Source organism: Candidatus Symbiopectobacterium sp. NZEC135 (assembly GCF_025962695.1).
Genome location: NZ_JAGFPF010000004.1, coordinates 159,037 through 181,682 on the forward strand (window position 1 = coordinate 159,037; position 22,646 = coordinate 181,682).

Below are 22,646 nucleotides of genomic sequence, written 5' to 3' on the forward strand. Positions count from 1 at the left end.
TAAGGGCGCCCTTCTTTCCCTCCCCCCTCTGTCAACGGTGGTTCTGCCAACAAAGCGCGCTATACTTGGCATGTTGCCATGTGGCAAGAATATGCTGGGAGGAACCATGTCTGGCGCAAGTAATATCGTGCGTTTACGACCTCTCGAACGAGAGGACCTCAATTTTGTCCATCAGTTGGATAACAATGCCAGCGTGATGCGTTATTGGTTTGAAGAACCCTATGAAGCCTTTGTGGAACTGTGCGATCTCTACGACAAGCACATTCACGACCAAAGCGAGCGACGCTTTATCATTGAATACGAAAAAAATCGGGTAGGTTTGGTCGAACTGGTGGAAATCAACCATATCCACCGCCGTGCTGAATTCCAGATTATTATCGACCCCGCACATCAGGGGCGTGGTTATGCCAGTGCGGCCGCCAAACTGGCGATGGATTACGGGTTTTCCGTGCTGAACCTGTACAAACTGTACCTGATAGTGGATAAAGAGAATACCAAGGCTATCCACATTTATGCCAAGCTGGGTTTTGAAGTTGAAGCTGAATTACGCCACGAGTTTTTTATTAACGGCGAATACCGTAATACCATTCGCATGTGCATTTTCCAGCACCAGTATATGGAACGGTATAAAGCGAATACAACAGCAGATAAACTTTCACCGGAAGCGGATATCACGCATTAGTTTACACACTACCATACTAGGACAATATTATATCACGTTATTTTGAGCACTTTGCCATCGTATTATCGGCGCATCATGCCATAACTTGATTAGTATATAGTCATATATCTCATTGTTGTGACAAAAATCATACGTTGACTTATGGTTGGATCCGATGATTTTATTCCTCCCTCTTCCCCCTACCGAACAATCCTCATAATAAAATCACTATTGTGATCTTGGTCAAGAAAAAACATCGAAAATTAAGACTATCTTAATGTTAAAAGGATAGCGTTAAGGGTATAGGAAAATTCACAGCATAACAGGAGATTAGTTAGCAACTATTGTAGTTAATTATAAAGAGTATAAAAAGCTAGCAATCATTAAAATTACTTTAACTTGGACATGTGCAATTCACATTATTTTAATTTATATGGCGGGGGGATACATGAACATATTACGAGACATCAGCATTAGAAAGATGGTTATTATTATACTGGCACTATTCAGTATTATTTGGGGAGCAGCAACATTTTTAACATTTGATAACTTTGGTAAGATAGACAGCTTACTTATTGATAATACATTGCAAAAAAAGTCTTATTCATTTTTGGTGAAAGGAAACGATCAATATTTTCGCACGATGACTCGAATGCTAAGAGCCATTGACTATCGTCAATCCAATGATGAATCCAATGCAATAAAAACCTTTGATTCCGCTGCCAGTGCGTTAAAAATCAGTCAAAGTATGTTGGATCAATTCCGTATAGCACAGCACCCAGGCGTGAGTGATGATCTTGTGCAATCGATGGTCAATGACTGGGATACGCTACTAGCTACAGCAATTGTTCCGATGCTAGATATGGCACGTAATAACCAATCTGACAAGTTTCGTGAGTTATTTCGGAATGTATATCCCGCATTGAGCGTACAATTTGGTGCAACTGCTGAGAAATACACCCAAGCGATTCAGTCAGATGAAACCATTAATCAAACCCAAACCAGGGTCATTTATAATAAATACATACTCATTAGTGCATTAATCGCAGGAATTATCACATTATTTTTAACTGATCGTTATATTGCAAATTATCTTAATAAGCCTCTAAATATTATCAAACAGCATTTAGAGCTTCTTAAAGCCGGGAAGTTACACTATACCCTCAACCATTTTGGAAATAACTGCATTGGTCAATTAGTCCCTTACATCTGTAATATGCAAGAAAGTTTATTCACTACGGTGAAAGCGATACAGGAAAGCTCAGAAAACATCTATTCCAGTACGAACCATATCCGTCGTGGTAATGAGGAATTGTCAGCACGAACCGATCAACAGGCAGCCGCGCTACAACAAACCGCAGCCAGTATGGAAGAGCTAACATCAACAGTAAGAAATAATGCAGAAAACGTGCGCATGGCTAGAAAGTTAACGGAAGATGCACAAGGTACAGCGAAGACAGGGGGAAATATTACGACGACTGTTGTTGCCACGATGGATGGCATTTCGGAAAGTTCGAAAAAAATAGCAGATATTACCAGTGTCATAAACAGTATTTCATTTCAAACTAACATTCTGGCATTGAATGCTGCCGTTGAGGCGGCGCGTGCGGGAGAACAAGGAAGAGGCTTTGCAGTTGTCGCCAGTGAAGTTCGGGCATTAGCGCAACGCAGCGCAGTGGCAGCAAAAGAAATTGAAGGATTGATTAATGACTCGGTGCATCGAGTAAAATCTGGATCAGAGCAAGTTAAAGAAGCAGGAAATGCTATGTCGCTGATTATCAATTCTGTCGCTCAGGTAAATACGCTCATGGGAGAAATTTCTATCGCATCCGATGAGCAAAGCCGAGGTATAGAACAAATTGGCCAAGCCATGGCAGAAATGGATCGGGCAACGCAGAAAAATGCGGTTCTTGTTCAAGAATCTGCTTCAAGTGCAGTCATGCTTGAAAGCGAGGCTGAACAATTAACGAACACGATTTCCCTTTTTGAACTGGGTGAAAATAATAAAAAAATGGCGACACCAACAACACGTCAATCAATAAGTAAACCTCAGTTACCCATGTTGGAACATACCCAGACCAAGAACACCAAAGATAACTGGCAGGCTTTCTAAAGAACGTTAAGACAACATGTTGATATCATTGCCGGGAGAGGCTTCCCCACTCCCGGCTTTTTTTCTCATCAATAAGCAGGCGTCAATATTTGTTGCACTATCCTGAAAACTGTCGAAATAGCGCCTTACCGCTTAACAACCGCAGCCCCAGCCAACCGCCGCACAGTGACAGCAGCAAGGCAGCACTGAGTGGCAACACGCCCCACATCACCACATTAGGCTCCCAGGGGAAATCAAACACTTTGCGTTGCAGTAGCCACAGCGCCACCTCCGCGCCAATAGCGGCCGCGACGCCAGACATCAAGCCCAGTGCAGCAAACTCACACCACAGGGTGCCACGCAGCAAGCGACGTCCAGCCCCGAGCGTGCGATACACCATCAACTCCTGGCGCCGCTGACGCATACCAACCTGTATTTGCGCCAACAGCAGCAGCACACCGCAGAACAACACCAACACCACCATCACTTCCAACGCGCGGCTCACCTGCTGCAACACCTGACTAATCTGGCGCAGCATTGTGCCCACATCCAGCACGCTGATCGTGGGAAATTGACGATTAAGTTGCACGATAAGCTTGTCGTCACCGTCGTGGCGGAAACTGGTCAGTAGCGATTGAGGCTGTGCATCCAACGCACCGGGCGGGAAAATAAAGAAGAAGTTCGGCCGCAGGCTCTCCCAATCCACTTGCCGGAAGCTGGTCACCGTGGCGCTAAAAGGCTGAGTATCGCCGGTGAAAGTCAGGGTATCGCCAAGCTTGATCCCCATCTTCTGCGCTTCATTCGCCTCCATCGAGACTTCCCCGGCTTTCGGCGCTTGTCCTGCCGTCAGCACATTGTGCTCCGGCAAGCCCTCCATCCAGGTCAGGTTCAGTTCGCGGTTGACCGTATTGGCACCCGGATCGTTTTCGTGGATACGTTCGGTCGCTACCTGGCCATTAATAGCCGTCAAGCGCGCACGGATGATCGGATAAAACGTCTCCGGTTTTACCACGTGCTGCTCAAGGAAGGTTTTCAGCGGTGCCGCCTGAGGTGGCGCGATATTCAGCAAGAAAAAGTTGGGGCTTTCCGGCGGTAACTGACGCTGCCAGCGTTCCAACAGATCGCCACGCATCACCAGCAGCAACGCCAGCAACATAAATGACAGGGAAAACGCCGCCAGTTGGCTTAGGGTGGACCACGGTTGGCGCAACAGGCGATTAACCGCCAGACGCAGCGGCAGATGTTTGACCGTCAGACGGCGCAATACCAACAGCCCCCCCCAGCCAACAATACCCAGCAACAGCGCCAGCACGGCCGTGCCGCCGAGCAACGCCCACAGCAGCATGCCACCACCAGAAAGCAGCGCCAGACCAGCCACCACAATCAGCGCTACGGCGGGCAGATAGTAACGCAACGGCCAGACGTTCGCCGTAATATCCTGGCGCAGCACCCGCAGCGGCTGGGTTGCCAGCAGCAGGCGGTAAGGGCGTAACCCCACCAGCAGCGAAATCACCACCAGCGATCCCAATGCCCATACCCACGGCCACAGCCCCGCCGCAGGTAGCGCAGCGGGCAGCACCGGCGCTAACAAACGCGTGAGTATCGCTTCAAACCCCAACCCCACCAGACTGCCGCACACACCGGCCAACGCCAGCACCGACACCCATTGCCCGACAATCAAACGCCGCAGCGCGCGTTTATCCGCGCCCAGCGTTTTGAGTACCGCCACCAAATCGTAGCGGCTGCGGCAATAGTGCCCCATGGCAACGGCCACCGCCGCTACCGATAACAACAGCGTCAACAGCGCCGACAGCAATAAAAACTGCTGCGAACGTTGCAGGGATTTACCCAATGCCCCGTCGCTGTCTTCCATGCCGTACCAGCGCTGATCCGGTTTTAGCAACGGTTTGATAAAATCGCTGAACAGCACGATACGCTGTGCATCACCGGCAAACATATAGCGCCAGGTAATGCGCCCGCCCGGCTGTATCGCGCCGGTTTTTTCCACATCGGCGCTGCTCATCAACACGCGCGGTGCGGTATCAAACGGATTAAACCCTTCATCCGGCTCCTGAATCAGTTCCCCGGCTATCCGCAGCGTGGTATCGCCGACATCGAGGTTATCCCCGACCTTTAATCCCAGCAATGCCAGCAGTCGTGGAGCCACCAATACCGAACCCGGAACCGGGCGTAATCCTTCAGGGCGCGTCTGGAGTTGACCATAGAGTGGGTAGCGATCGTCCGCCGCTTTGACGCGAGCCAATTGGGCCTGTTCGCCCGCATAGGTCATGGTCATGAACGACACCTGACGACTGACCGTCAACCCTTGTTGCTGTGCCGTTTGCAGCCAATCTTCATCGACCGGACGCGCGGCGCGCAGCACGCGATCGCCCGCCAGAAAATCACGGCTTTGCTGGCTTAGCCCTTTCTCCATGCGATCGCTGATATTGCCCAAGGCCAGAACGCACGCCACTGCCAGCGTTAACGCCAGCCACACGATCAGCAGCGACGGGGATCGCCACTCCCGCCAAAACCAGCGCCAGATCATGCCACCTCCTGCAATTTGCCGTCCAACAGACGCAAGCGCCGCTCGCAGCGTGCCGCCAACTGCTCATCATGGGTAACCAGGATCAGCGTGGTGGCGTAATCGCGATTCAGCGAAAACAACAGATCCACAATGCGTTCACCGGTTTTGCGATCCAGATTGCCGGTCGGTTCATCCGCAAACAGCACGCGGGGCCGCCCGCTAAAGGCACGCGCGATAGCGACACGCTGCTGCTCACCGCCGGATAGCTGCGCGGGTAAATGGTGCAAGCGCTCACCCAATCCTAACTGACGCAACAACTGTTCCGCCTGCGCACGGCTTTGTGCATCACTTTCACCGCGTAGCAGTGCAGGCAACTGCACATTTTCCAGCGCATTCAGCGTCGGCACCAACATGAACGCCTGAAACACAAAGCCGACATCGCGGGCACGCAGCGCAGCACGCCCATCTTCATCCAGGGCACCCAACGATTCGCCAAGCAGTCTGACATCACCTTCACTGCCGTCATCCAGCCCAGCGAGGATTCCCAGCAGCGTCGATTTTCCCGAACCGGACTCACCGATCAGCGCAATCGACTGCGCGGGTTTGACAACCAGCTCAACTCCGGTGAGGATGGAAAGCCGATGTTCACCCTGACCGACGTGCTTACTTAAATGATGAACTTCCAGAATATTTTCCGCCGACGCGGTGGCTGCCGAAGAGACGCCATTCAAAGACATATCTACATCCTTTTGCTGCTGGGATTACTCAGCGCCCGCGCCTTTGCGGCGGAAACGCTCCTGGTATTGGGAGACAGCCTAAGCGCGGGCTATCGCATGCCTGCGGCTTCCGCCTGGCCCGCTCTGCTCAATGATCAATGGCAAAAAGCAGGCCCTGACGGCATCACAATCGTCAACGCCAGCATCAGCGGCGATACCACGTCACAAGGGCTGGCACGCTTACCGGCACTGCTGCAACAACATCAGCCACGCTGGGTGCTGATCGAAATGGGCGGCAACGATGGCCTGCGCGGCTTTCCGCCTCCGACCATCGAACAGGACCTGACCACAATCATTAATCAGGTGAAAACGGCTAACGCTCAGCCCTTGCTGATGCAAATACGCCTGCCGGCCAACTACGGTCAGCGCTATACCACCACGTTCAGCGCCATTTACCCACGACTGGCGCAGCAATTTTCCATCCCGCTGGTGCCGTTCTTTATGGAACAGGTTTATCTTAAGCCGGAATGGATGCAAGACGATGGTATCCATCCCACACGCGAAGCGCAGCCATTCATTGCCGACTGGATGGCAAAACAGCTTAAACCGTTAGTGAACCTGTGACCGCTTATTTGCGTCTCATTGCTAGTTAACCATGACTCTTGAAAAATAGGGCTTTTTACTTAGGTAAAGTTATGCAAAAAACGGTTTTGATTACCGGTTGTTCCAGCGGTATTGGCTTGATTGCGGCAGTAGACTTACGTCAGCGCGGCTATCGGGTGCTGGCCGCCTGCCGCCGCGCCGAGGATGTGCAGCGTATGAACACGCTGGGGCTTGAAGGGATCGCCCTGGATTTAGACGATCCCGACAGCGTGGATGCCGCGGCCGAGCAGGTTATCGCGCTGACCGGCAATCGATTGTACGCGCTGTTTAATAACGCCGGCTACGGCGTTTATGGCCCGTTGAACACCATTTCGCGCCAGCAACTCGAACAACAGTTTGCCAGCAACCTGTTCGGCACACACCAACTGACGCAGCGCTTGCTGCCCGCCATGCTGCCGCACGGCGAAGGACGCATTATCCAGACCAGTTCCGTGATGGGGTTTGTCGCCACACCGGGACGCGGTGCCTACGCGGCCAGCAAATATGCGCTGGAAGCCTGGTCCGACACGCTGCGCATGGAACTGCACGGCAGTGGGTTGCTGGTCAGCCTGATCGAACCCGGACCAATCGCCACGCGCTTTACCGACAACGTATCGCAAATGCAGGCGGAAGCGCCCGTCACCAATCCCGGTATCGCCCGGCGTTTTACCCTGCCGCCCGAAGCCATTCTTCCCAAATTGCGCCATGCGCTGGAAAGCCCGCGCCCCAAACTGCGCTACCCGGTAACGCTGGTGGCACATGCGCTTACCGTACTGCGCCGCCTGCTACCCGCCCGCTGGTTGGATGGGATATTGCGTACCCGTTCTTGATTAACGGCATATACTATTGACCCATAGCCATCACGATTCCGCACATAACACGGCGGAACGATGCACGTTACAACTGCTTGAAATGGTGTTATTCGCCCCCATTTATACCCTAAATAATTCGCGTTGCAGGAAGGCAGCCAACACACCTGCAACGTGAAGTATGACGGATATATCCCTGAAACGGATGAGAGAGACTGCCATGCTAGACCCTAATGCCAACACCGCCCATTACGCGACCGTGATGGATGTTAACGAGACCAACCTGCACCAGTTGTTGGAACAATCCATGCAACTGCCGGTGCTGTTTTATTTCTGGTCAGAACGCAGTCAACACTGCCAGGCACTTACGCCGGTGCTGCACAAACTGGCACAGGAGTATGCCGGTCAGTTTATTCTGGCGCAGGTAGATTGTGATGCCGAACAGCGCGTGGCGGCGCAGTTTGGTTTGCGCGCCATTCCGACGGTTTATCTGTTTAAAGACGGCCAACCGCTGGACGGTTTCCAAGGCCCGCAGCCTGAAGAAGCGATCCGCGAGTTGCTGCAACGGGTATTGCCGCGTGAAGAAGAGCTGAAAGTGGCAGAAGCGCAGCAGCGTATTCAGGAAGGCGATCTCCCGGCAGCGTTGACGCTGTTGAAAGACGCCTGGCAGTTAAGCCAGCAGCGCAGCGATATCGGCCTGATGCTGGCTGAAGTGCAGATTCAGTTGAACCGCAGCGATGATGCGCAAGCGGTACTGGACACCATCCCGTTACAGGATCAGGACACGCGTTACCACAGTCTGGTGGCACAGATTGAATTGCTCAAGCAAGCCGCCGACACGCCAGAGATCCAACAGTTACAGCAACAGCTTGCTGCCGACCCTACCAACGCGGAACTGGCAGTGAAACTGGCGTTGCAGTTGCATCAGGTGGGACGTAACGAAGAAGCGCTGGAAAGCCTGATGGTGATGCTGAAAAAGGATCTGGCTGCCGCCGACGGCAACGCACGAAAAACCATGATGGATATTCTGGCGGCGCTGGGCACCGGCGATGCGCTCGCTTCACGCTATCGTAGACAGCTATACGCATTACTGTACTAAGCCGCATTGTTGTATGAGGTTTTAAGGTCTTGACCTCCCCCGCGTCCAATGATGCTGAGCAAACGGGGACGCCAGGATGAGCCGCAGGGATGCGGCGAAAGCGCCTGCCGTGCCGGGAGCACGTCAGGCGCGGTCCGTCCGGCGACCCCGCTTGCGAAGGTACCGCGCAGCGGCATCATTGCGCAAAAGCGCGGGGTCGAGGGGTGTGGGCGACTGCACACCCCTCGTCGGGCGCGTGCTACGCAAGCAGTAGAGAACCCCTGTGCGATTCGCGCACGAAAACATGCGCGTTACTCACATAAATCGCCATTGGACGCGGGGAACCAAAAACACCAAAAACAAAACACGTTACACTTTTACCCCAGCGTCTCCACCACCGTGATCCAGCCATGTCCGCCATACGGTGACCAGCCGTTCAGCCAGCGGCGCAGCATGTTCATCGCCAGCATAGCAACCACTTCCTGATGGGTTTGCAGGCTGTAGCGCGTCACGTTAAACGAAATCGCCTGAGCAAACGAGCCCTGCGGAGTGTGCAATGCAAGGGACAAACGATCGTCCTGACGATCGCTCACTACCAGCGCCAGTGAAGATTGATGCTCGTCAGCCAAGCGGTTTGCCACCTCCGCCAGCACGGTCAACGAAGCAAACGGCGTCTGCGACCACAGCGCACCACCATTAAGCGGCACCTGTGCGGCATTCAGTTGCCAATGGAGCAGACCCGCGGTAAATGACTCCCCGACGGTCAACGTCAAATCTTTCTCAGTCAAACGCTGCGCCAGTTGTGCCGGCAAACCTTGCGTTCCTTCGAACAAGGCGTTTTCACCCGCCACTGCGCGCACCGTCTCCCAGGCGGATTCCATTGCGGTTCGCTGCGACGCCGGGCCAGTCAGCTTCAGTTCAATGATCGGCATGGAAGAACGATAGCCCAGCACCACCCCTTCCGGCAGCGGCAAGCTGTCGAGCTGGTTTGCCAAATCGCTCTCTGAACGGCCAAAAGTGGTTAACCGCAGACACAGCGGTGCAGATGCTACAGAAAAACGCTCGCGCAGACGCGGCACAATCTGCTCATCCACCATTCGTTTAAATTCAGACGGTACGCCGGGCGTAAAGAACATCAAACAACGGTTCAGCGTTAACATAAATCCGCACGCTGTCCCTATCGGGTTATCCACCACCTCGGCACTGACCGGAATCTGCGCCTGTTTACGGTTGCTCGGTGCCATTACCCGACCGCGTTCAGTGAAAAACGCCTCCATGCGCGCAATCCACTCAGGATGTTCTACCAGCCCTTCACCCGCCGCCGTTGCCGCCGCCAGCGCGCTCAGATCGTCACTGGTGGGCCCCAGGCCGCCGTTCACAATCAGCACATCGGCAATATGGCTACGTTGCGTCAGCGCCGCCACCAGTTCTTCCAGTTTGTCGCCGACCGTCATGCGACTGGTCATCGGGATACCTTGTTCGAACAGGTAATCCGCCAACCAGGCCGCATTAGTATCCAGAATCTGTCCGTGGAGCACTTCGTCTCCGGTACACAACATCTCCACCCTCAGCATGTGCTACTCCTGTGTTTTTCTTTCACTGTAAAAATTCCCTCGCAGAAAGACAATCGCTGCGCTCACCGCTGCCCACTTTTTGTGAAAGCGCCTAAATCGTAACGCCAACTTTACAGGTGTCGTAACGGTGTTTTGACATACTTTACGGAATACTCTAGTCTGCGCTGCCATAAGAAAAAGAGATACCATCACACTCAGGAGAAAGAGTGAAAAATCGTACATTTGGCAGCATATTTATCGTTGCAGGCACCACCATTGGTGCGGGTATGCTCGCCATGCCGTTGGCAACCTCCGGCGTGGGTTTCAGCGTCACCTTCGCTATCTTGTTGAGTCTGTGGCTGTTGATGTGCTACAGCGCGCTATTACTGGTCGAAGTCTACCAATATCAGCCATCCCATACCGGTTTGGGCACCTTGGCCAAGATTTATCTGGGTCAGTGGGGCCAATGGATCACGGGCTTCAGCATGCTGTTTTTGATGTATGCCCTCACCGCCGCCTATATCAGCGGCGCGGGCGAACTGCTCGTAAGTAGCCTACACCAGTGGAGCGGCTACGCGCTTCCATCGTCTGCGGGTATTCTGCTGTTTACCCTGTTAGCGGGCAGTGTGGTATGCATCGGTACTACGTCGGTAGATTTCTTTAACCGTCTGCTGTTTAGCGGAAAATTGCTGATGCTGCTGGTTATGCTGGGGATGATGATGCCGCACGTCGAAAAACAGAACCTGTTGACACTCCCACTGCAACAAGGGCTCACGCTCTCCGCACTGCCGGTGGTACTGACGTCGTTTGGCTTTCACGGCAGCATTCCCAGCATTGTGCATTACATGGGAGGAGACAGTCGCAAGCTGCGCCGCATTTTTATTATCGGCAGCGCCATCCCACTGTTTGTGTATCTGTTCTGGCAATTGGCAACGCTGGGTGCGCTGAGTGGCAACACCTTCACGGCTATTCTGGCGCAGCAAGCCGGTTTAAATGGGCTGATGCAAGCGATCCGAACGTTGGTGGCCTCCCCTCACGTAGAAGTTGCGGTACACCTCTTTGCCGATCTGGCGCTGGCGACCTCCTTCCTTGGCGTGGCGCTTGGCCTGTTTGACTATCTTGCCGATTTGTTCAAACGCAAGAACAATGCCCGTGGACGACTACAAACTGGCGCACTGACGTTTATTCCGCCGCTGGTCTTTGCGCTGTTTTACCCACAAGGGTTTGTCATGGCGCTGGGTTATGCCGCCATTGCGCTCGCGGTGCTGGCATTGTTAATTCCGGCGCTGCTCAGTTGGCGCGTGCGGCAACAGCATCAGGTAGGCACATCGACGCCGGGCGGTACGCCAGCGCTGCTGCTGGTGTTTTTATGCGGTATCGGGGTTATTGCTATCCAGTGCGCCATGGCGAGTGGCTGGTTGCCGATGGTAGGCTGATAGCCTGCTCTACTAGGGTTAAATGCCGCCCAACAAAAACGGGTGTCGCTTTGCGAACACCCGTTTTTTATGACGCTACGCGTTGGCTTAGAAATTAAAGCCTGCGCCCAGGTAAAACGTATCGGCCACTTTGTTATCAGAACGACCGCTTTCGCCACCGATATTGATATAACGGTAGCCAAGATCCAGGTTCAGAGGACGCAATACCTGCCAGCGCACGCCACCTTTTGCCTCTACATAGTGATCGATATGGCTGGAGAACGCATCCGGCGCATAATACCCTTCACCATACAGGGATAAAGAACGGTTGATCGGGAACTGCAACCCACCGCCCAGTGCCACACCATAACCGTCGGTCGCGTGTTGCTGGTTCAAATAGAGTGCTTTGCCGCCCACCGTCAGTGATACCGCGCCCAGCGGCAGCGTATAGCCTAAGCCGAAACCGTACACGTCATTGTTGTCTTTACCGTGCCCGTAACTGACATTAGCGCCAAGACCAGGAACGCCCAGACCAAAGCCCGCACTCGCGCCCGCATAGTCATCACCCGCTTCCCCGGAGAAGCTGATAGCCTGAGCCGTCGCTGTTGCCAGCAGCAAGCTGCCTGCCAGGGCAATCGCAATCTTTTTCATTGTGTTTATCCTTAAATCAATCATTAAACGCTGAGAGCAACACATCGCATCTGGTGGGATTCTACCTGAATCAGCCACGGTGACCAGCAACAAATTGCATTAATATCATCAGCGAACGTGTCAAACTGCCCTTTGTTCCACGCCATTACGATAGATTTTTTCCGCCCAGGCTTGCACCTGTACGCGCGCAATTTTGATGCCGCCGCCGTGTAAATCGGCGGGCATAGCGTAGTAGGCCACCGGCCGTTGAAAGCCCGCCAACTGCGGCGTGAGCCAATCACGGATCGCGGCGAGCGTCACATCGGGGGAGACGTCAATGACGGCCACTGGACGCTGACCAAATTCGGCATCCGTCACCGGCACTACGCAAGCCTGTTGCACCTTCGGGTGCGCCAGCAACAGCGCTTCAATATTTTCCGGCTGGATGCCTTCACCGCCGCTGAAGAACTGATTGTCCAACCGCCCTAATACGTGCCACTCATTGTGTTGGAACACGCCGCTGTCACGCGTATGAAACCAGCCGTCACTGTCCGTGAGCGGCAGCAACGTACCGTCACGCCAGTACCCTGCGGCCATGCTGTCACCGCGCAGCAGAATCTCCCCCTCCTGCACGTCTATTTCACGCGCCAGCAACGGAAGACCGACGCCAGCCTGACCATCAGCCCGTTTGGCACAAACCGTAGAGGCCATTTCCGTCATGCCATAACCGCACCAGCAGCGAATGCCTCGTGCCTCGGCCTGCTGCGTCAATTCCAGAGGAATCGCCGCACCGCCGAGCAGCACGGCACTCAACGAATCAGGCAAGGTGCCTTGCGCCAACAACCGCCACAACTGCGTCGGCACCAGTGAGGCATACGAACAATCCTGCAACGCGTGCTCCAGCGGTTGCGCACTGCGCAACACCAGTCGAGCCCCCGCCGTCAGCCAGCGCCAGACAATGCCTTGCCCCGATACGTGAAACAAGGGCAGCGACAGTAACCAACTGTCCTGCGCCGTAAAGGCCATCAGTTCAATGACACCTTGCGCACTGGCAATATGGGCGGAGAAAGCGTGCACCGCCGCCTTCGGCAGCCCACTGGAACCGGAGGTCAGCGTCAGGGTAGCAAGGCGCGAGGCCTGCCATTCAGGCAATGGTCGCTCAGCCGGCGTCGTCACAGTGACACTATCGGGATAGTGAAGTGGATTGCAGAATACCGGAGCGTCATCATCGGGCGGTGCGACAGAAAGCCAATGCGCCACGCCAAGCGAGGGTAACAGCGTAGACAGCAGTGACGCTGGCAATTGCGGATTCAGCGGTAACACCCGCGCACCACATTGCAGCAACGCCAGATAGCTGAACAGCATCGTGGCACTGTTTTTACCGCGCAGAGCCACGATATCGTCAGGGTTAACCCCTTGCCGGGAAAAGTCTGCGGCAAGCGCTTCGCAATGAGACGCCAGCCGTTGCCAACTCCAGGCCTGCGCCTCTACCGTCAACGCAAAGGTCTGCGGTTTACGCGCGGCCCAATATCGCCAGGGCCAGTCGGTTATGCCTGCCATACCTTATCCAATGATTCCAACGATTGCAGCGGCAGCACACTGTCCGGCCAGGCGCGTACCACCTGTCCCTGCATCAGATCCAGCGTATCCAAACCGGGAACAACGTTCGGCGTCAACCACTGGGCGATGCGCGCCAACTGCGTTAGCCCGAAACTCGACTCAATGCTGGAACTGATTACCGCCGTCAAACCGGCCTGATGCGCCTCGCGCACCAACTGTTCGCAGCGCGTCAGGCTGCCCACCAGCGTCGGTTTGATGATAATCGCGCTGACACCGGGTTCGGCTTGCACGCGAAAATCCGCCTCACGCACGCTCTCATCCCAAGCAATGGCAATCCCCGTATCACAGGCAAAGGCGCGGGATTCTTCACGGGTTTTGCACGGTTCTTCAAGAAACGCAATGCGTGAACGCAGTTCCGGTGCCACATAGCGCGCAAAACCGTCAGCCTTGGCGCGCGTCCAACTGCGATTGGCATCCAGACGCAGCGTCAAATCCGGCAGCGCTTCCAGCAGCACGTTGACGATCATGCCGTCACGCACCGCTTCGTACAGACCGACCTTGATTTTCGCCACTTTGTTGCCCGGCATGCCTTGCAGCAGAGCAAACAGCTCATCCGGATCGCCGCTGCACAGCGGCGCTTTGCGGTAATCAGCAGCCAGCGGCAAGCGCGCGCCGCACTCGGCTAACGCACAGCTTAGCCCGAACGCCACCGACGGTGGCAATACGGCATCGTCCAACACGTCTCCGGTTTGCCACTGTGCCAGCGCGGCACACAGGGCAGCCTGCGCCTGCGGCAGCGTTTCCTGACTGAACTCAGGCAACGGGGCGACTTCCCCCCAACCTTCGTTCGCACCATCGCGCAGGTGCAGGATCAGCCCCTCGCGGGTCTTTAGCCGCTGATTGCGCAACACCACGCCCGCGTCCATCGGAACGCTATAGCGATAAACCGATGCGCTACGCATTATGGATTACGCTTGAACTTGCTGAAGTCAGGCTGGCGTTTTTCGTTGAAGGCGTTACGGCCTTCCTGCCCTTCTTCCGTCATGTAGAACAACATGGTCGCGTTACCAGCCAACTCCTGAAGCCCTGCCTGACCGTCGCAATCGGCATTCAGTGCCGCTTTCAGGCAGCGCAGCGCCATCGGGCTGTTTTGCAGCATTTCACGGCACCAGCGCACCGTCTCTTTTTCCAGCGAAGCCAACGGCACCACGGTGTTGACCAGTCCCATATCCAGTGCCTGAGCTGCGTCGTATTGGCGGCACAGGAACCAGATTTCACGCGCCTTCTTCTGACCCACGATGCGCGCCATATAAGAAGCGCCCCACCCGCCGTCAAAGGAACCGACGCGCGGGCCGGTTTGCCCGAAAATGGCATTTTCTGCGGCAATGGTCAGATCGCACATCATGTGCAGCACATGACCACCACCGATGGAGTAACCGGCAACCATCGCCACAACCGGTTTCGGACAGGTACGGATCTGACGCTGAAAATCCAACACGTTGAGGTGATGAACGCCGCTGTCGTCCTGATAGCCACCGTAATCGCCGCGCACTTTCTGATCGCCACCGGAACAGAACGCTTTATCGCCAGCACCGGTAAGAATAATCACGCCGATACCATCATCGTAGCGGGCATTTTCCAGCGCCTGGAGCATCTCTTTTACCGTCAGCGGACGGAACGCGTTACGCACCTGCGGGCGGTTAATGGTGATTTTGGCAATGCCGTCCGTCGATTTATGGTAGAGAATATCGACAAAATCACCGCTGCAATCGTGCCATTCAGCGGGGGCATACAGCAGTTCTTCACTCGGATAAAGCATGGTGTTCCTTCCTTCATAGGGGGCCAGGGCGCTACCGTGGCAGAGAGAGAATCAGCCCTGCGCCTGCGAGGCGTCGGGCAAAGTGATAAATTGACGTATCTGTTGCGCATAACCTGCCGGGTTGGCACGGTGCGCATTGTGGCCCGCCCGCGCAACCGACAGCAGCGGCAAGCGATAGGTCTCGGCGATAGCCTGAAATTTTTGATCCTGCGCGCCACACAGATAACCAAAGGGTAAACCGCGACGGCGCACTGCATCCAATAACCACGGTTGCCGACCAAGCGAGGTGGCTTCCAACATATCAGCCACGGCGACGGCATCGTTGCGACTGCGCAGAGCCACTAACGTCTGGCGCGTTGCATCATCCAAATCCGCAAACACGCTCTGACGATACCAGTCAGGCAGCACCACAGATAAGGATTCGCGGCGAAAACGCTGCGCCCAGCGCGCATCGTGCTCCCTGCGCGCCTGACGCGCGGTAGCTTCCTGCAACCCAGGGTTACCGCCTTCCACCAGCAGGCCACATAATCCCGCCGCAGTGTCCCCCACGCAGGAGGCCGCGAAATCCATTGCGATGCGTCCGCCCAACGAATAGCCAATCAGCCAGTAACGCGTGATGCCCTGTGCGCGCAGTGTCAGCGCCAGCTGCTGGCGCACCTCGCTGAAATCGCTGGCACGCACACCTGCCGACGCACCATGACCGGGTAAATCCACTTGCAGAATGGGCCACTCTGGTAACAGCGGGCAGAGCGCCTGCCAGTCATCACCGCGACCCAGCAACCCGTGCAACAGCACCAGCCAGGGTGTCTCTGGCATCACATCGGGAGGCGTAATACGCTGGCAGTGCAAGCTCATGGCGGGACCAGCACTCATAGCGGGAGCGGTTCTAAACGGGCAATGTCGCTTTCCAACTGTGCCTCAATCTCACCGCTGGCAACCTGCGTCGCGAGTTGATTGAGCGTGTCAGCCCCCGCCTTAGCGTCAACGACCGCCTCCAGCAAGGTTACGCCGCCTTGAGCCCAGCAGGCTGCAGTAGCTTCGCTCACCTGCTGCCAACTGTCCGCACGCACGTAGTTCAGTCCGAACATGGCAGCAACGTGGCTAAACTCCACGTTTTGCGGCATGCAATAAAAGGTTTCACGCGCCCGAGCGGGCGTCGGTAACAAAGAGAAAATCTGTCCGCCGTTGTTGTTCACCACCATCAGCACTAACGGAGCCGGTGTCTGGCGCAGCAACGCCAGCGAGTTCATGTCATAAAGCGCGGAGAGATCGCCCACAATCCCCAGCGTCGGTAACCCGTTTGCCCGCTGAACTCCCGCCATCGTGGCGATCAGGCCATCAATGCCGCTGGCACCGCGATTGCCATACACGTTATAGGCACCCGGTAACTGTGCCAGTGCGTCGATCAGGCGAATCACCAGACTGTTGCCCGCGAACAACTGCCCCTTTGGCGGTAACAGCGCCGCCACACGGTGCGCCAATGGCGCTTCACCAAAGGGTCCCGCCAACCGCGCAGCCACATAATGACGAACCGCGTCTACACACGCCGACAATCCGCGCGCCCACGGTGCCTGCGCGTGCGCCGGATGGGCGTTAAGCCAGTCGCTGACAGGGGCCACCAGACGACGCCCGCGATGATGAGCAGGATCGAGCCGCCCCGGCATCGGGTCAATCAGCCAGAATTCTTGCGGGCAGCAGTGCTCCTGCCAATGCAACACGCGTTTTCCAGTCAGGCTGCCACCAAATTGCACGACCACTTCGGCCGCCTGCAATTGCCGCGCAGCGGTCGGGTGCGCCAGCCACAAATCCGCATAAGGCAACGGTTGGCCGGTTTGCGATAGGGCATCGCCAATCAACGGCCAGCCTAAGGTTTCGGCCCAGGCCGTCAGTTGCGCCCCTTCTTGCGCGCTCACTCGGCCCACCAGAACCACACCGCGTTTTTTACGCCACAGCGGCCAATCGGGCTCTACGGCGACCGCCGTCGGATGTGCTACCCGCAGCCAGGGCGCGCGCGTTTGCCACCATCCGCCCAGCGTCGCCAGCCAGTCCTGATACAAATCATCGTCATCGGGGCCGTATAGTGGTTCAGCAAAGGGGCAGTTGATATGCAGCGCGCCATGGGTTAATTCCCCCACCGCACCATCGATTGCCGACACCAGCCAGCGCGCGGGTAAATCCGGCGTTGGGCGCGGCAGATTGAGCACCTGAGTAGGGTGAGACGCATACATGCCCTGTTGGCGGATGGCCTGATTAGCACCGCAGTCAATCAATTCGGGCGGGCGATCGGCAGTCAGCACCACCAGCCGCTCCCCGGTCAACCCCGCTTCAATGATCGCCGGATAAAGATTGGCCGTTGCCGTACCAGAGGTCACAATGATCGCCACGGGTTCGCGCGATGCCTTGGCTAAACCAAGCGCAAGGTGCCCCAACCCACGTTCGTCAAAATGGGTATGGCAGATGACCGAGGCATGCGCAGCCGCAGCCAGCGTTAATGGTGTTGAGCGCGAGCCCGGCGCGATGCAAATATGGCGAACGCCATGACGTGTCAACGCCTCAAGCAATAATGTGGCCCAGCGACGATTAAATACACTTGTTGACATGATGGACTCGACTGCTCTGATTTCAGGATATGCCGCTTATTATATTTTTTTTCATGAGGCTGACTTTGATATAAACCCGCACTCTGCACAACAAAGATAAAACAAAACTATGACACTTCGCCGTCGAATAACGTCTTTAATCCTGCCGCTTTGTTATCCAGCTCCACCCATTCTTGCTCTGGATCAGATCCCGGCAAAATGCCTGCACCGGCGTAAAGCTTGATTTTATCACCATTGATCTCTGCTGAACGTAAGGCCACGCAAAACTCGGCCTGCGCCAATGAAAGATAACCGGCAGACCCTGCATACCAGCCGCGCGTAAACGGCTCGACCTGACGAATAAACGCACGCGCTGCCTGACGAGGCAACCCAGCCACTGCCGCTGTCGGCTGCAAATCATTCAGGCAAGCGGTATCAGAGGCTTGATGCAGCGTGGCGCTGATCGCGCGGCGTAAATGTTGCACTTTACGCAACCTTATCACTTCCGGAGGCATAACATCCAACGTGGCGACGGATTGCTGCAACCGTTGGCTGATATCTTCCACCACGAATTGGTTTTCGCACTGGTTTTTTCTGTCGTTCATCAACCACTGCGCGAGCGTCTCGGCGGTGCGGTCATTGTCATCGCTGGCGACCGTTCCGGCCAGCGCTTCCGTGTTCAGGGTGGTTCCCTGACGTAAGTAAAGGCGCTCAGGACTGGAGCCCATAAAGGCCTGTTTCGCGTTATGGGCCAGCATAAAGTGGAAGCAGCGATGATTGGCGGCACGGCTGGCAGCCATCATACTTGCTGCACAGAGCGGCTGCGATAGCGTCAACGTGGTACAGCGCGCCAAAACCACTTTTTCCATCTCATCAGCAGCAATGCTCGCCAGTGCCTGTTCAAGCATGCTAACCCAGCCTTCCCGCGAAGGTTGGTGCACTTGCGCTACAATGCGACTGGTCAGCGGTGCAATGGGATGCGCGGGCAACAGGAATTTGATAAATGCAGCGGCTTCATCGGCATCCGCCTGCAATGAGGTTTCACTGAACAGATTCACCTTGAGACTCAGTTGATCTCCCTGACGAATGACTTCAACGCGCGGTAAAAAGAGATAGTCAGCCGATTCTTCCCCTTCCGTCGTCGTGCGCTCAAAGCCGTTGAGGCCCCAAACACGCACATCCGGCGCACTGCGATAACGCTGAAAAAAACCTTCGGCATCACTGATATGGCGAAAACCGCGCACGATACCGCACACGGCAGCTTCTTCTGACTCCTGCCGATGCTGCCAGTAAAACTGGGGATAAACAGGCTGGGTAGCCAACCAAGGCAACAATGACGGCTCACTCTCTTCTGTCGCAGCGATATCCATGGGCAAAGCGACGACGAGTTGTCGACTTCCCGGCGATGCTGGCTGCGGTTCACGCAATACCTGCTGCATACGACGCAGCAAGTGAGAAAGTTGTTTCACCCTTACCCCAAAGCTCAAACGTAAAGCACGGGATTATACGGCAAAAAGCGGATAATGTGAGACAGGCTTCCGTGCTATCTACGGTCAAATCATTGTAAACAAGCACAACAACAAACTGGTGTCGCGCATTATGGAAACTATCGCGCAATAATTAATCGCATCAATTGACAAACGCAGCGGACGCAACGCGGTAAAATGGCGTTGCTATCATCATTTATTTCCCAATTTCCGATCCTTTAGCCGGTTTTTACCGGCTTTTTTTTGCCCCTATGCTTACGACCTCCTGAGGATCCCCTCGCACCATTGGCGAATATCACAGCAAAAAGGGTTAACTGTTCCGATTAATCTCGGAAGTTAGGCTACGGGATTAAGGAAGTTTCGATTCAGTGAGGAAGTTATGATAAAAAGGGAGCCGGACAAAGAGAGGGTGGTGCGTGGAACATGAGCAAAGTAACGCGAGAAGCGCAATGCCAAATCGAGAGCGCAGAAACAAAAGAGACCGCACAAGGCGCAGGTTGTCCTTATTTGTTACTGGCTGAGGTCAATGCCTTTCATTTTCTCATCTTACGCTCTGCCTAGTAGGAACTGTCATCATGCCTGCGAGTCTGCTTCGCTACCTTACCCTGTTCGCCCTGCTGCTACTGCTGACAACCGGCACGCTGAGCTACAATATCGTGAACAACTGGTTGGCAGAGAAGAAGTCTACGCTCAACACCCTCGCACTGGGTATGCAAAAGCGTATCGACACCTACCGCTTTTTCACCTACCAAATTTATAGCAATCTGAACAACGACGCCGCCGGGGAAGATAACGTCAATGCTATCAGTCTGCTGCCGGATGTGTTCTATGTGGAAAAAAACGGTCAGAAAACCGATGCGCTCATCTTTGGTCAGCACGATAAATCAACGCTTAGCGCGGTGCGCAAGATTTCTCGTTATCTCGATATCCTGTGGGGGGCCGAGAGCGATATCTACTCCATGTACTACCTTAACGGCGTAGATAACAGCCTGAGCATGATTTCCACGCAGATCCTGAAAGACATTTCCGCACAGTTTCGCGGCAGCTATATCACCGCGATTGCCGAAGCCCGACGCACCGAGATGCTGCAACAGTCAAACGCGCTTGATGAACGCGAGAGCTTCTCCCCCATCCGCAAGCTGCGCTTTTATAATGACTACTATTTTACGCTGCGCACCACCTTCAACCAGCCGGGCCATCTGGCGACCATTATCGCCTTTGATTTGCCCATCAACGATCTGATCCCACATACGCTGTCGCGCGACAATTTCATCCTGCGCGCAGAGAGCGTGGGAACCAGCAGTGAAGCGTTCACCAACAATGAAGATACGACTCGCGTCCAGCTAAACGGTTCGCTGTTAGAGGTGGCCGCACCGCTGGTTAACGCGCCGGTGAATATCGTTTATCAGTTACCTCTGCGGCAATTCGCCGCCGATATGGCGCGTAATAATATTTGGTTACTGCTGCTGAATCTGGCGCTGTTGGCGCTAACCCTCACAGGATTCTACCTATGGCGCCAACCCAACCGCGATGCGCGCGACGATCCGTCACCCCGCTTGCGTAAACAGCAGGCGCTTTATCAGGAGATCGTTAAACGCATCCCGATTGGCATTCTGGTTTATGATTTTTCTGCCAACCGCGTGGTGGTACAAAACGCCATTGCCGAGCATCTGTTGCCCCATCTGAGTTTGGAGAAAATCGCTGCGATGGCGCGCGAGCATCAGGGTGTGGTGCAGGCGACCATCAACAACGAGATGTACGAGATTTTGCAGTTCAGCCACCCGCAGATGCCAGAGCACAACCTGTTTCTGATTCGCGAGCAGGATAAAGAAATCCTGGTGCATAAAAAGATGCAATTGGCACAGCGCGAATATGATAAAAACGTGCTGGCGCGCCAACGGCTGTTAACCCATCTTCGCCAGGAGCTGCATACGCCAATGCAGGCCTTACAGCAGCATTTGCTGTCTCTGGCACAAACGGCGGATGACGAGATTCGGACCAGGTTGTTACGTAAAGCGTCGGATGAAACAGCGCAAACCATCGCGCTGCTGGATAATATTGCGCTCCATGACCGGCTCGACAACGACACATGGCAACCGGACGTAGCGCCATTTTCCCCCCTCGCGATGATGGATAACCTGCTGCTTGCCAGTCTGCCGCGCCTTTCCCAAAAAGGGCTGCATCTGTTTCATCACTACCGTCTAGAACCGCAACGTTTGTATGTGGGCGACATGGCTATGTTGCAAAAAGCGCTGTTGCTGCTGCTCGATTATGCCATCACCAATACGGATTACGGCAAGATAACACTCACGCTGGAAGCGGATGCCGAGCAGGCGGACAAACTCACTATCCTGCTCAGCGATACCGGCACCCGCATGTCAGTGGCCGAGCTAGATAATCTGCGCCACCCTTGGCTGACCGTGCCGTCAGCAGATCGCACCCAACAAAATTCAGGATTTGCGCTGTTTCTCTGCCATCAACTCGCACGTAAGCTTGGCGGAGATCTGAATATCGCCTGCAAACAAGATCTCGGCACGCGCTATCAGTTGACGGTCACGCTGCCTGCCAGCGTCAACAGCGAGGATGAAGATGAAAAGCTGCTGGAAGACATGACGGTACTGTTAGATATCACTGCCAATGAAGTACAGCAGATTGTGCAGCACCTGCTCTCCAGTTGGGGGGCCGACTGTGTCAACGCCGATGAACGCCAGATGCCCCAGGAGTTCGATCTGCGTATTGTCGATGATGAAGCCAAAATGGCGGATAATACGCTGCTGGTGAACGGTGAGGATACCCACGTAACCGTACTGGCACCACGTCGCTTGCGCACCAATTTTAATATCAGCCAATTGCTGCAAGATGCCGTGCTGACTTTGATTGAACAACAATTAGAGGCCACACCGCACGATGCAGCACCCACGGACATTCAAGAATACGCCCGGCAACTGAAAGCCAGCGACTATTTTTCGCTGTTCGTTGAAACGGTACCCGATGACATTGTCAAACTGTATACTGATGCAGAAACAGGCGACTTTTCAACGCTGGCACAAACGGCGCATCGACTTAAAGGTGTGTTTG

Annotated in this window: 18 protein-coding genes; 8 read left to right on the top strand and 10 right to left on the bottom strand. The window is 54.8% G+C overall.

Annotation, left to right across the window (positions count from 1 at the left end):
- Positions 1 to 106: 106 nt before the first annotated feature.
- Complete coding sequence (gene speG / locus J5224_RS04435; protein ID WP_264624195.1) at positions 107 to 682, top strand: spermidine N1-acetyltransferase; 576 nt, start codon at positions 107 to 109, stop codon at positions 680 to 682.
- 427 nt (positions 683 to 1,109) lie between these two features.
- Positions 1,110 to 2,774: a methyl-accepting chemotaxis protein gene (locus J5224_RS04440; protein ID WP_264624196.1), complete on the top strand. Its 1,665-nt coding sequence runs from the start codon at positions 1,110 to 1,112 to the stop codon at positions 2,772 to 2,774.
- A 97-nt stretch (positions 2,775 to 2,871) separates the two neighbouring features.
- Here the strand turns inward: J5224_RS04440 and ybbP are convergent, their stop codons facing one another.
- Positions 2,872 to 5,301, bottom strand: coding sequence for a putative ABC transporter permease subunit YbbP (ybbP, locus tag J5224_RS04445; RefSeq protein ID WP_264624197.1), 2,430 nt, complete (start codon positions 5,299 to 5,301; stop codon positions 2,872 to 2,874).
- The gene (ybbA, locus tag J5224_RS04450; RefSeq protein ID WP_264624198.1) at positions 5,298 to 6,017 is read right to left on the bottom strand and encodes a putative ABC transporter ATP-binding protein YbbA; all 720 of its coding nucleotides are present in this window, start codon (positions 6,015 to 6,017) and stop codon (positions 5,298 to 5,300) included. The genes ybbP and ybbA overlap by 4 nt, the downstream gene beginning before the upstream one ends.
- Between ybbA and tesA the strand changes: the two genes are divergently transcribed.
- The 3 genes from tesA to J5224_RS04465 all read left to right on the top strand — a co-directional run bounded on the left by tesA (position 5,955) and on the right by J5224_RS04465 (position 8,546).
- A complete protein-coding gene (tesA, locus tag J5224_RS04455; RefSeq protein WP_264624223.1) occupies positions 5,955 to 6,620 on the top strand; it encodes a multifunctional acyl-CoA thioesterase I/protease I/lysophospholipase L1 in 666 nt (221 codons plus the stop codon). The two genes, ybbA and tesA, sit on opposite strands and share 63 nt — an antisense overlap.
- 71 nt (positions 6,621 to 6,691) lie before the next feature.
- Complete coding sequence (locus tag J5224_RS04460; protein WP_264624199.1) at positions 6,692 to 7,468, top strand: SDR family oxidoreductase; 777 nt, start codon at positions 6,692 to 6,694, stop codon at positions 7,466 to 7,468.
- Positions 7,469 to 7,667: 199 nt separating this feature from the next.
- The gene (locus tag J5224_RS04465) at positions 7,668 to 8,546 is read left to right on the top strand and encodes a co-chaperone YbbN (RefSeq protein ID WP_264624200.1); all 879 of its coding nucleotides are present in this window, start codon (positions 7,668 to 7,670) and stop codon (positions 8,544 to 8,546) included.
- Between the two features lie 356 nt (positions 8,547 to 8,902).
- Here the strand turns inward: J5224_RS04465 and J5224_RS04470 are convergent, their stop codons facing one another.
- Positions 8,903 to 10,099, bottom strand: a complete 1,197-nt coding sequence (locus tag J5224_RS04470) for a nicotinamide mononucleotide deamidase-related protein YfaY (RefSeq protein ID WP_264624201.1) — start codon at positions 10,097 to 10,099, stop codon at positions 8,903 to 8,905.
- Between the two features lie 206 nt (positions 10,100 to 10,305).
- Here J5224_RS04470 and tyrP point away from each other — a divergent pair, with 206 nt between their 5' ends.
- Positions 10,306 to 11,514, top strand: coding sequence for a tyrosine transporter TyrP (tyrP, locus tag J5224_RS04475; RefSeq protein ID WP_264624202.1), 1,209 nt, complete (start codon positions 10,306 to 10,308; stop codon positions 11,512 to 11,514).
- Positions 11,515 to 11,601: 87 nt separating this feature from the next.
- Here tyrP and J5224_RS04480 read toward each other — a convergent pair whose 3' ends face one another.
- The 7 genes from J5224_RS04480 to menF form a co-directional block, all read right to left on the bottom strand.
- On the bottom strand, positions 11,602 to 12,144 hold the full coding sequence (locus J5224_RS04480) for a YfaZ family protein (RefSeq protein ID WP_264624203.1): 543 nt from the start codon (positions 12,142 to 12,144) through the stop codon (positions 11,602 to 11,604).
- 120 nt (positions 12,145 to 12,264) lie between these two features.
- Positions 12,265 to 13,683, bottom strand: a complete 1,419-nt coding sequence (gene menE / locus J5224_RS04485; protein WP_264624204.1) for an o-succinylbenzoate--CoA ligase — start codon at positions 13,681 to 13,683, stop codon at positions 12,265 to 12,267.
- On the bottom strand, positions 13,671 to 14,645 hold the full coding sequence (gene menC, locus J5224_RS04490; protein WP_264624205.1) for an o-succinylbenzoate synthase: 975 nt from the start codon (positions 14,643 to 14,645) through the stop codon (positions 13,671 to 13,673). Before menC ends, menE begins: the two co-directional genes overlap by 13 nt.
- On the bottom strand, positions 14,645 to 15,502 hold the full coding sequence (gene menB / locus J5224_RS04495; RefSeq protein WP_264624206.1) for a 1,4-dihydroxy-2-naphthoyl-CoA synthase: 858 nt from the start codon (positions 15,500 to 15,502) through the stop codon (positions 14,645 to 14,647). The genes menC and menB overlap by 1 nt, the downstream gene beginning before the upstream one ends.
- A 51-nt stretch (positions 15,503 to 15,553) precedes the next feature.
- Positions 15,554 to 16,375, bottom strand: a complete 822-nt coding sequence (gene menH / locus J5224_RS04500) for a 2-succinyl-6-hydroxy-2,4-cyclohexadiene-1-carboxylate synthase (RefSeq protein ID WP_264624207.1) — start codon at positions 16,373 to 16,375, stop codon at positions 15,554 to 15,556.
- Entirely contained in the window at positions 16,372 to 18,102 is a 1,731-nt protein-coding gene (gene menD / locus J5224_RS04505) for a 2-succinyl-5-enolpyruvyl-6-hydroxy-3-cyclohexene-1-carboxylic-acid synthase (protein WP_264624208.1), read from the bottom strand. The genes menH and menD overlap by 4 nt, the downstream gene beginning before the upstream one ends.
- Positions 18,103 to 18,209: 107 nt before the next feature.
- Positions 18,210 to 19,550: an isochorismate synthase MenF gene (menF, locus tag J5224_RS04510; protein WP_264624209.1), complete on the bottom strand. Its 1,341-nt coding sequence runs from the start codon at positions 19,548 to 19,550 to the stop codon at positions 18,210 to 18,212.
- A 441-nt stretch (positions 19,551 to 19,991) separates the two neighbouring features.
- Here menF and J5224_RS04515 point away from each other — a divergent pair, with 441 nt between their 5' ends.
- Together J5224_RS04515 and rcsD are read left to right on the top strand one after the other, a co-directional pair.
- Positions 19,992 to 20,129: a hypothetical protein gene (locus tag J5224_RS04515; protein WP_264624210.1), complete on the top strand. Its 138-nt coding sequence runs from the start codon at positions 19,992 to 19,994 to the stop codon at positions 20,127 to 20,129.
- A gap of 14 nt (positions 20,130 to 20,143) precedes the next feature.
- Positions 20,144 to 22,646: phosphotransferase RcsD (rcsD, locus tag J5224_RS04520; protein ID WP_264624211.1), on the top strand; the 2,503-nt coding region annotated here is incomplete at its 3' end.

Bases quoted from the DNA above. Each gene is read 5' to 3' on its own strand.
- menD (WP_264624208.1), bottom strand. From the start codon at position 18,102: ATGTCAACAAGTGTATTTAATCGTCGCTGGGCCACATTATTGCTTGAG.
- J5224_RS04515 (WP_264624210.1), top strand. From the start codon at position 19,992: ATGAGCAAAGTAACGCGAGAAGCGCAATGCCAAATCGAGAGCGCAGAA.
- tesA (WP_264624223.1), top strand. From the start codon at position 5,955: ATGAACTTCCAGAATATTTTCCGCCGACGCGGTGGCTGCCGAAGAGAC.
- J5224_RS04460 (WP_264624199.1), top strand. From the start codon at position 6,692: ATGCAAAAAACGGTTTTGATTACCGGTTGTTCCAGCGGTATTGGCTTG.
- ybbP (WP_264624197.1), bottom strand. From the start codon at position 5,301: ATGATCTGGCGCTGGTTTTGGCGGGAGTGGCGATCCCCGTCGCTGCTG.
- J5224_RS04470 (WP_264624201.1), bottom strand. From the start codon at position 10,099: ATGCTGAGGGTGGAGATGTTGTGTACCGGAGACGAAGTGCTCCACGGA.
- menH (WP_264624207.1), bottom strand. From the start codon at position 16,375: ATGAGTGCTGGTCCCGCCATGAGCTTGCACTGCCAGCGTATTACGCCT.
- J5224_RS04440 (WP_264624196.1), top strand. From the start codon at position 1,110: ATGAACATATTACGAGACATCAGCATTAGAAAGATGGTTATTATTATA.
- menE (WP_264624204.1), bottom strand. From the start codon at position 13,683: ATGGCAGGCATAACCGACTGGCCCTGGCGATATTGGGCCGCGCGTAAA.
- menC (WP_264624205.1), bottom strand. From the start codon at position 14,645: ATGCGTAGCGCATCGGTTTATCGCTATAGCGTTCCGATGGACGCGGGC.
- menB (WP_264624206.1), bottom strand. From the start codon at position 15,502: ATGCTTTATCCGAGTGAAGAACTGCTGTATGCCCCCGCTGAATGGCAC.
- J5224_RS04480 (WP_264624203.1), bottom strand. From the start codon at position 12,144: ATGAAAAAGATTGCGATTGCCCTGGCAGGCAGCTTGCTGCTGGCAACA.
- J5224_RS04465 (WP_264624200.1), top strand. From the start codon at position 7,668: ATGCTAGACCCTAATGCCAACACCGCCCATTACGCGACCGTGATGGAT.
- speG (WP_264624195.1), top strand. From the start codon at position 107: ATGTCTGGCGCAAGTAATATCGTGCGTTTACGACCTCTCGAACGAGAG.
- ybbA (WP_264624198.1), bottom strand. From the start codon at position 6,017: ATGTCTTTGAATGGCGTCTCTTCGGCAGCCACCGCGTCGGCGGAAAAT.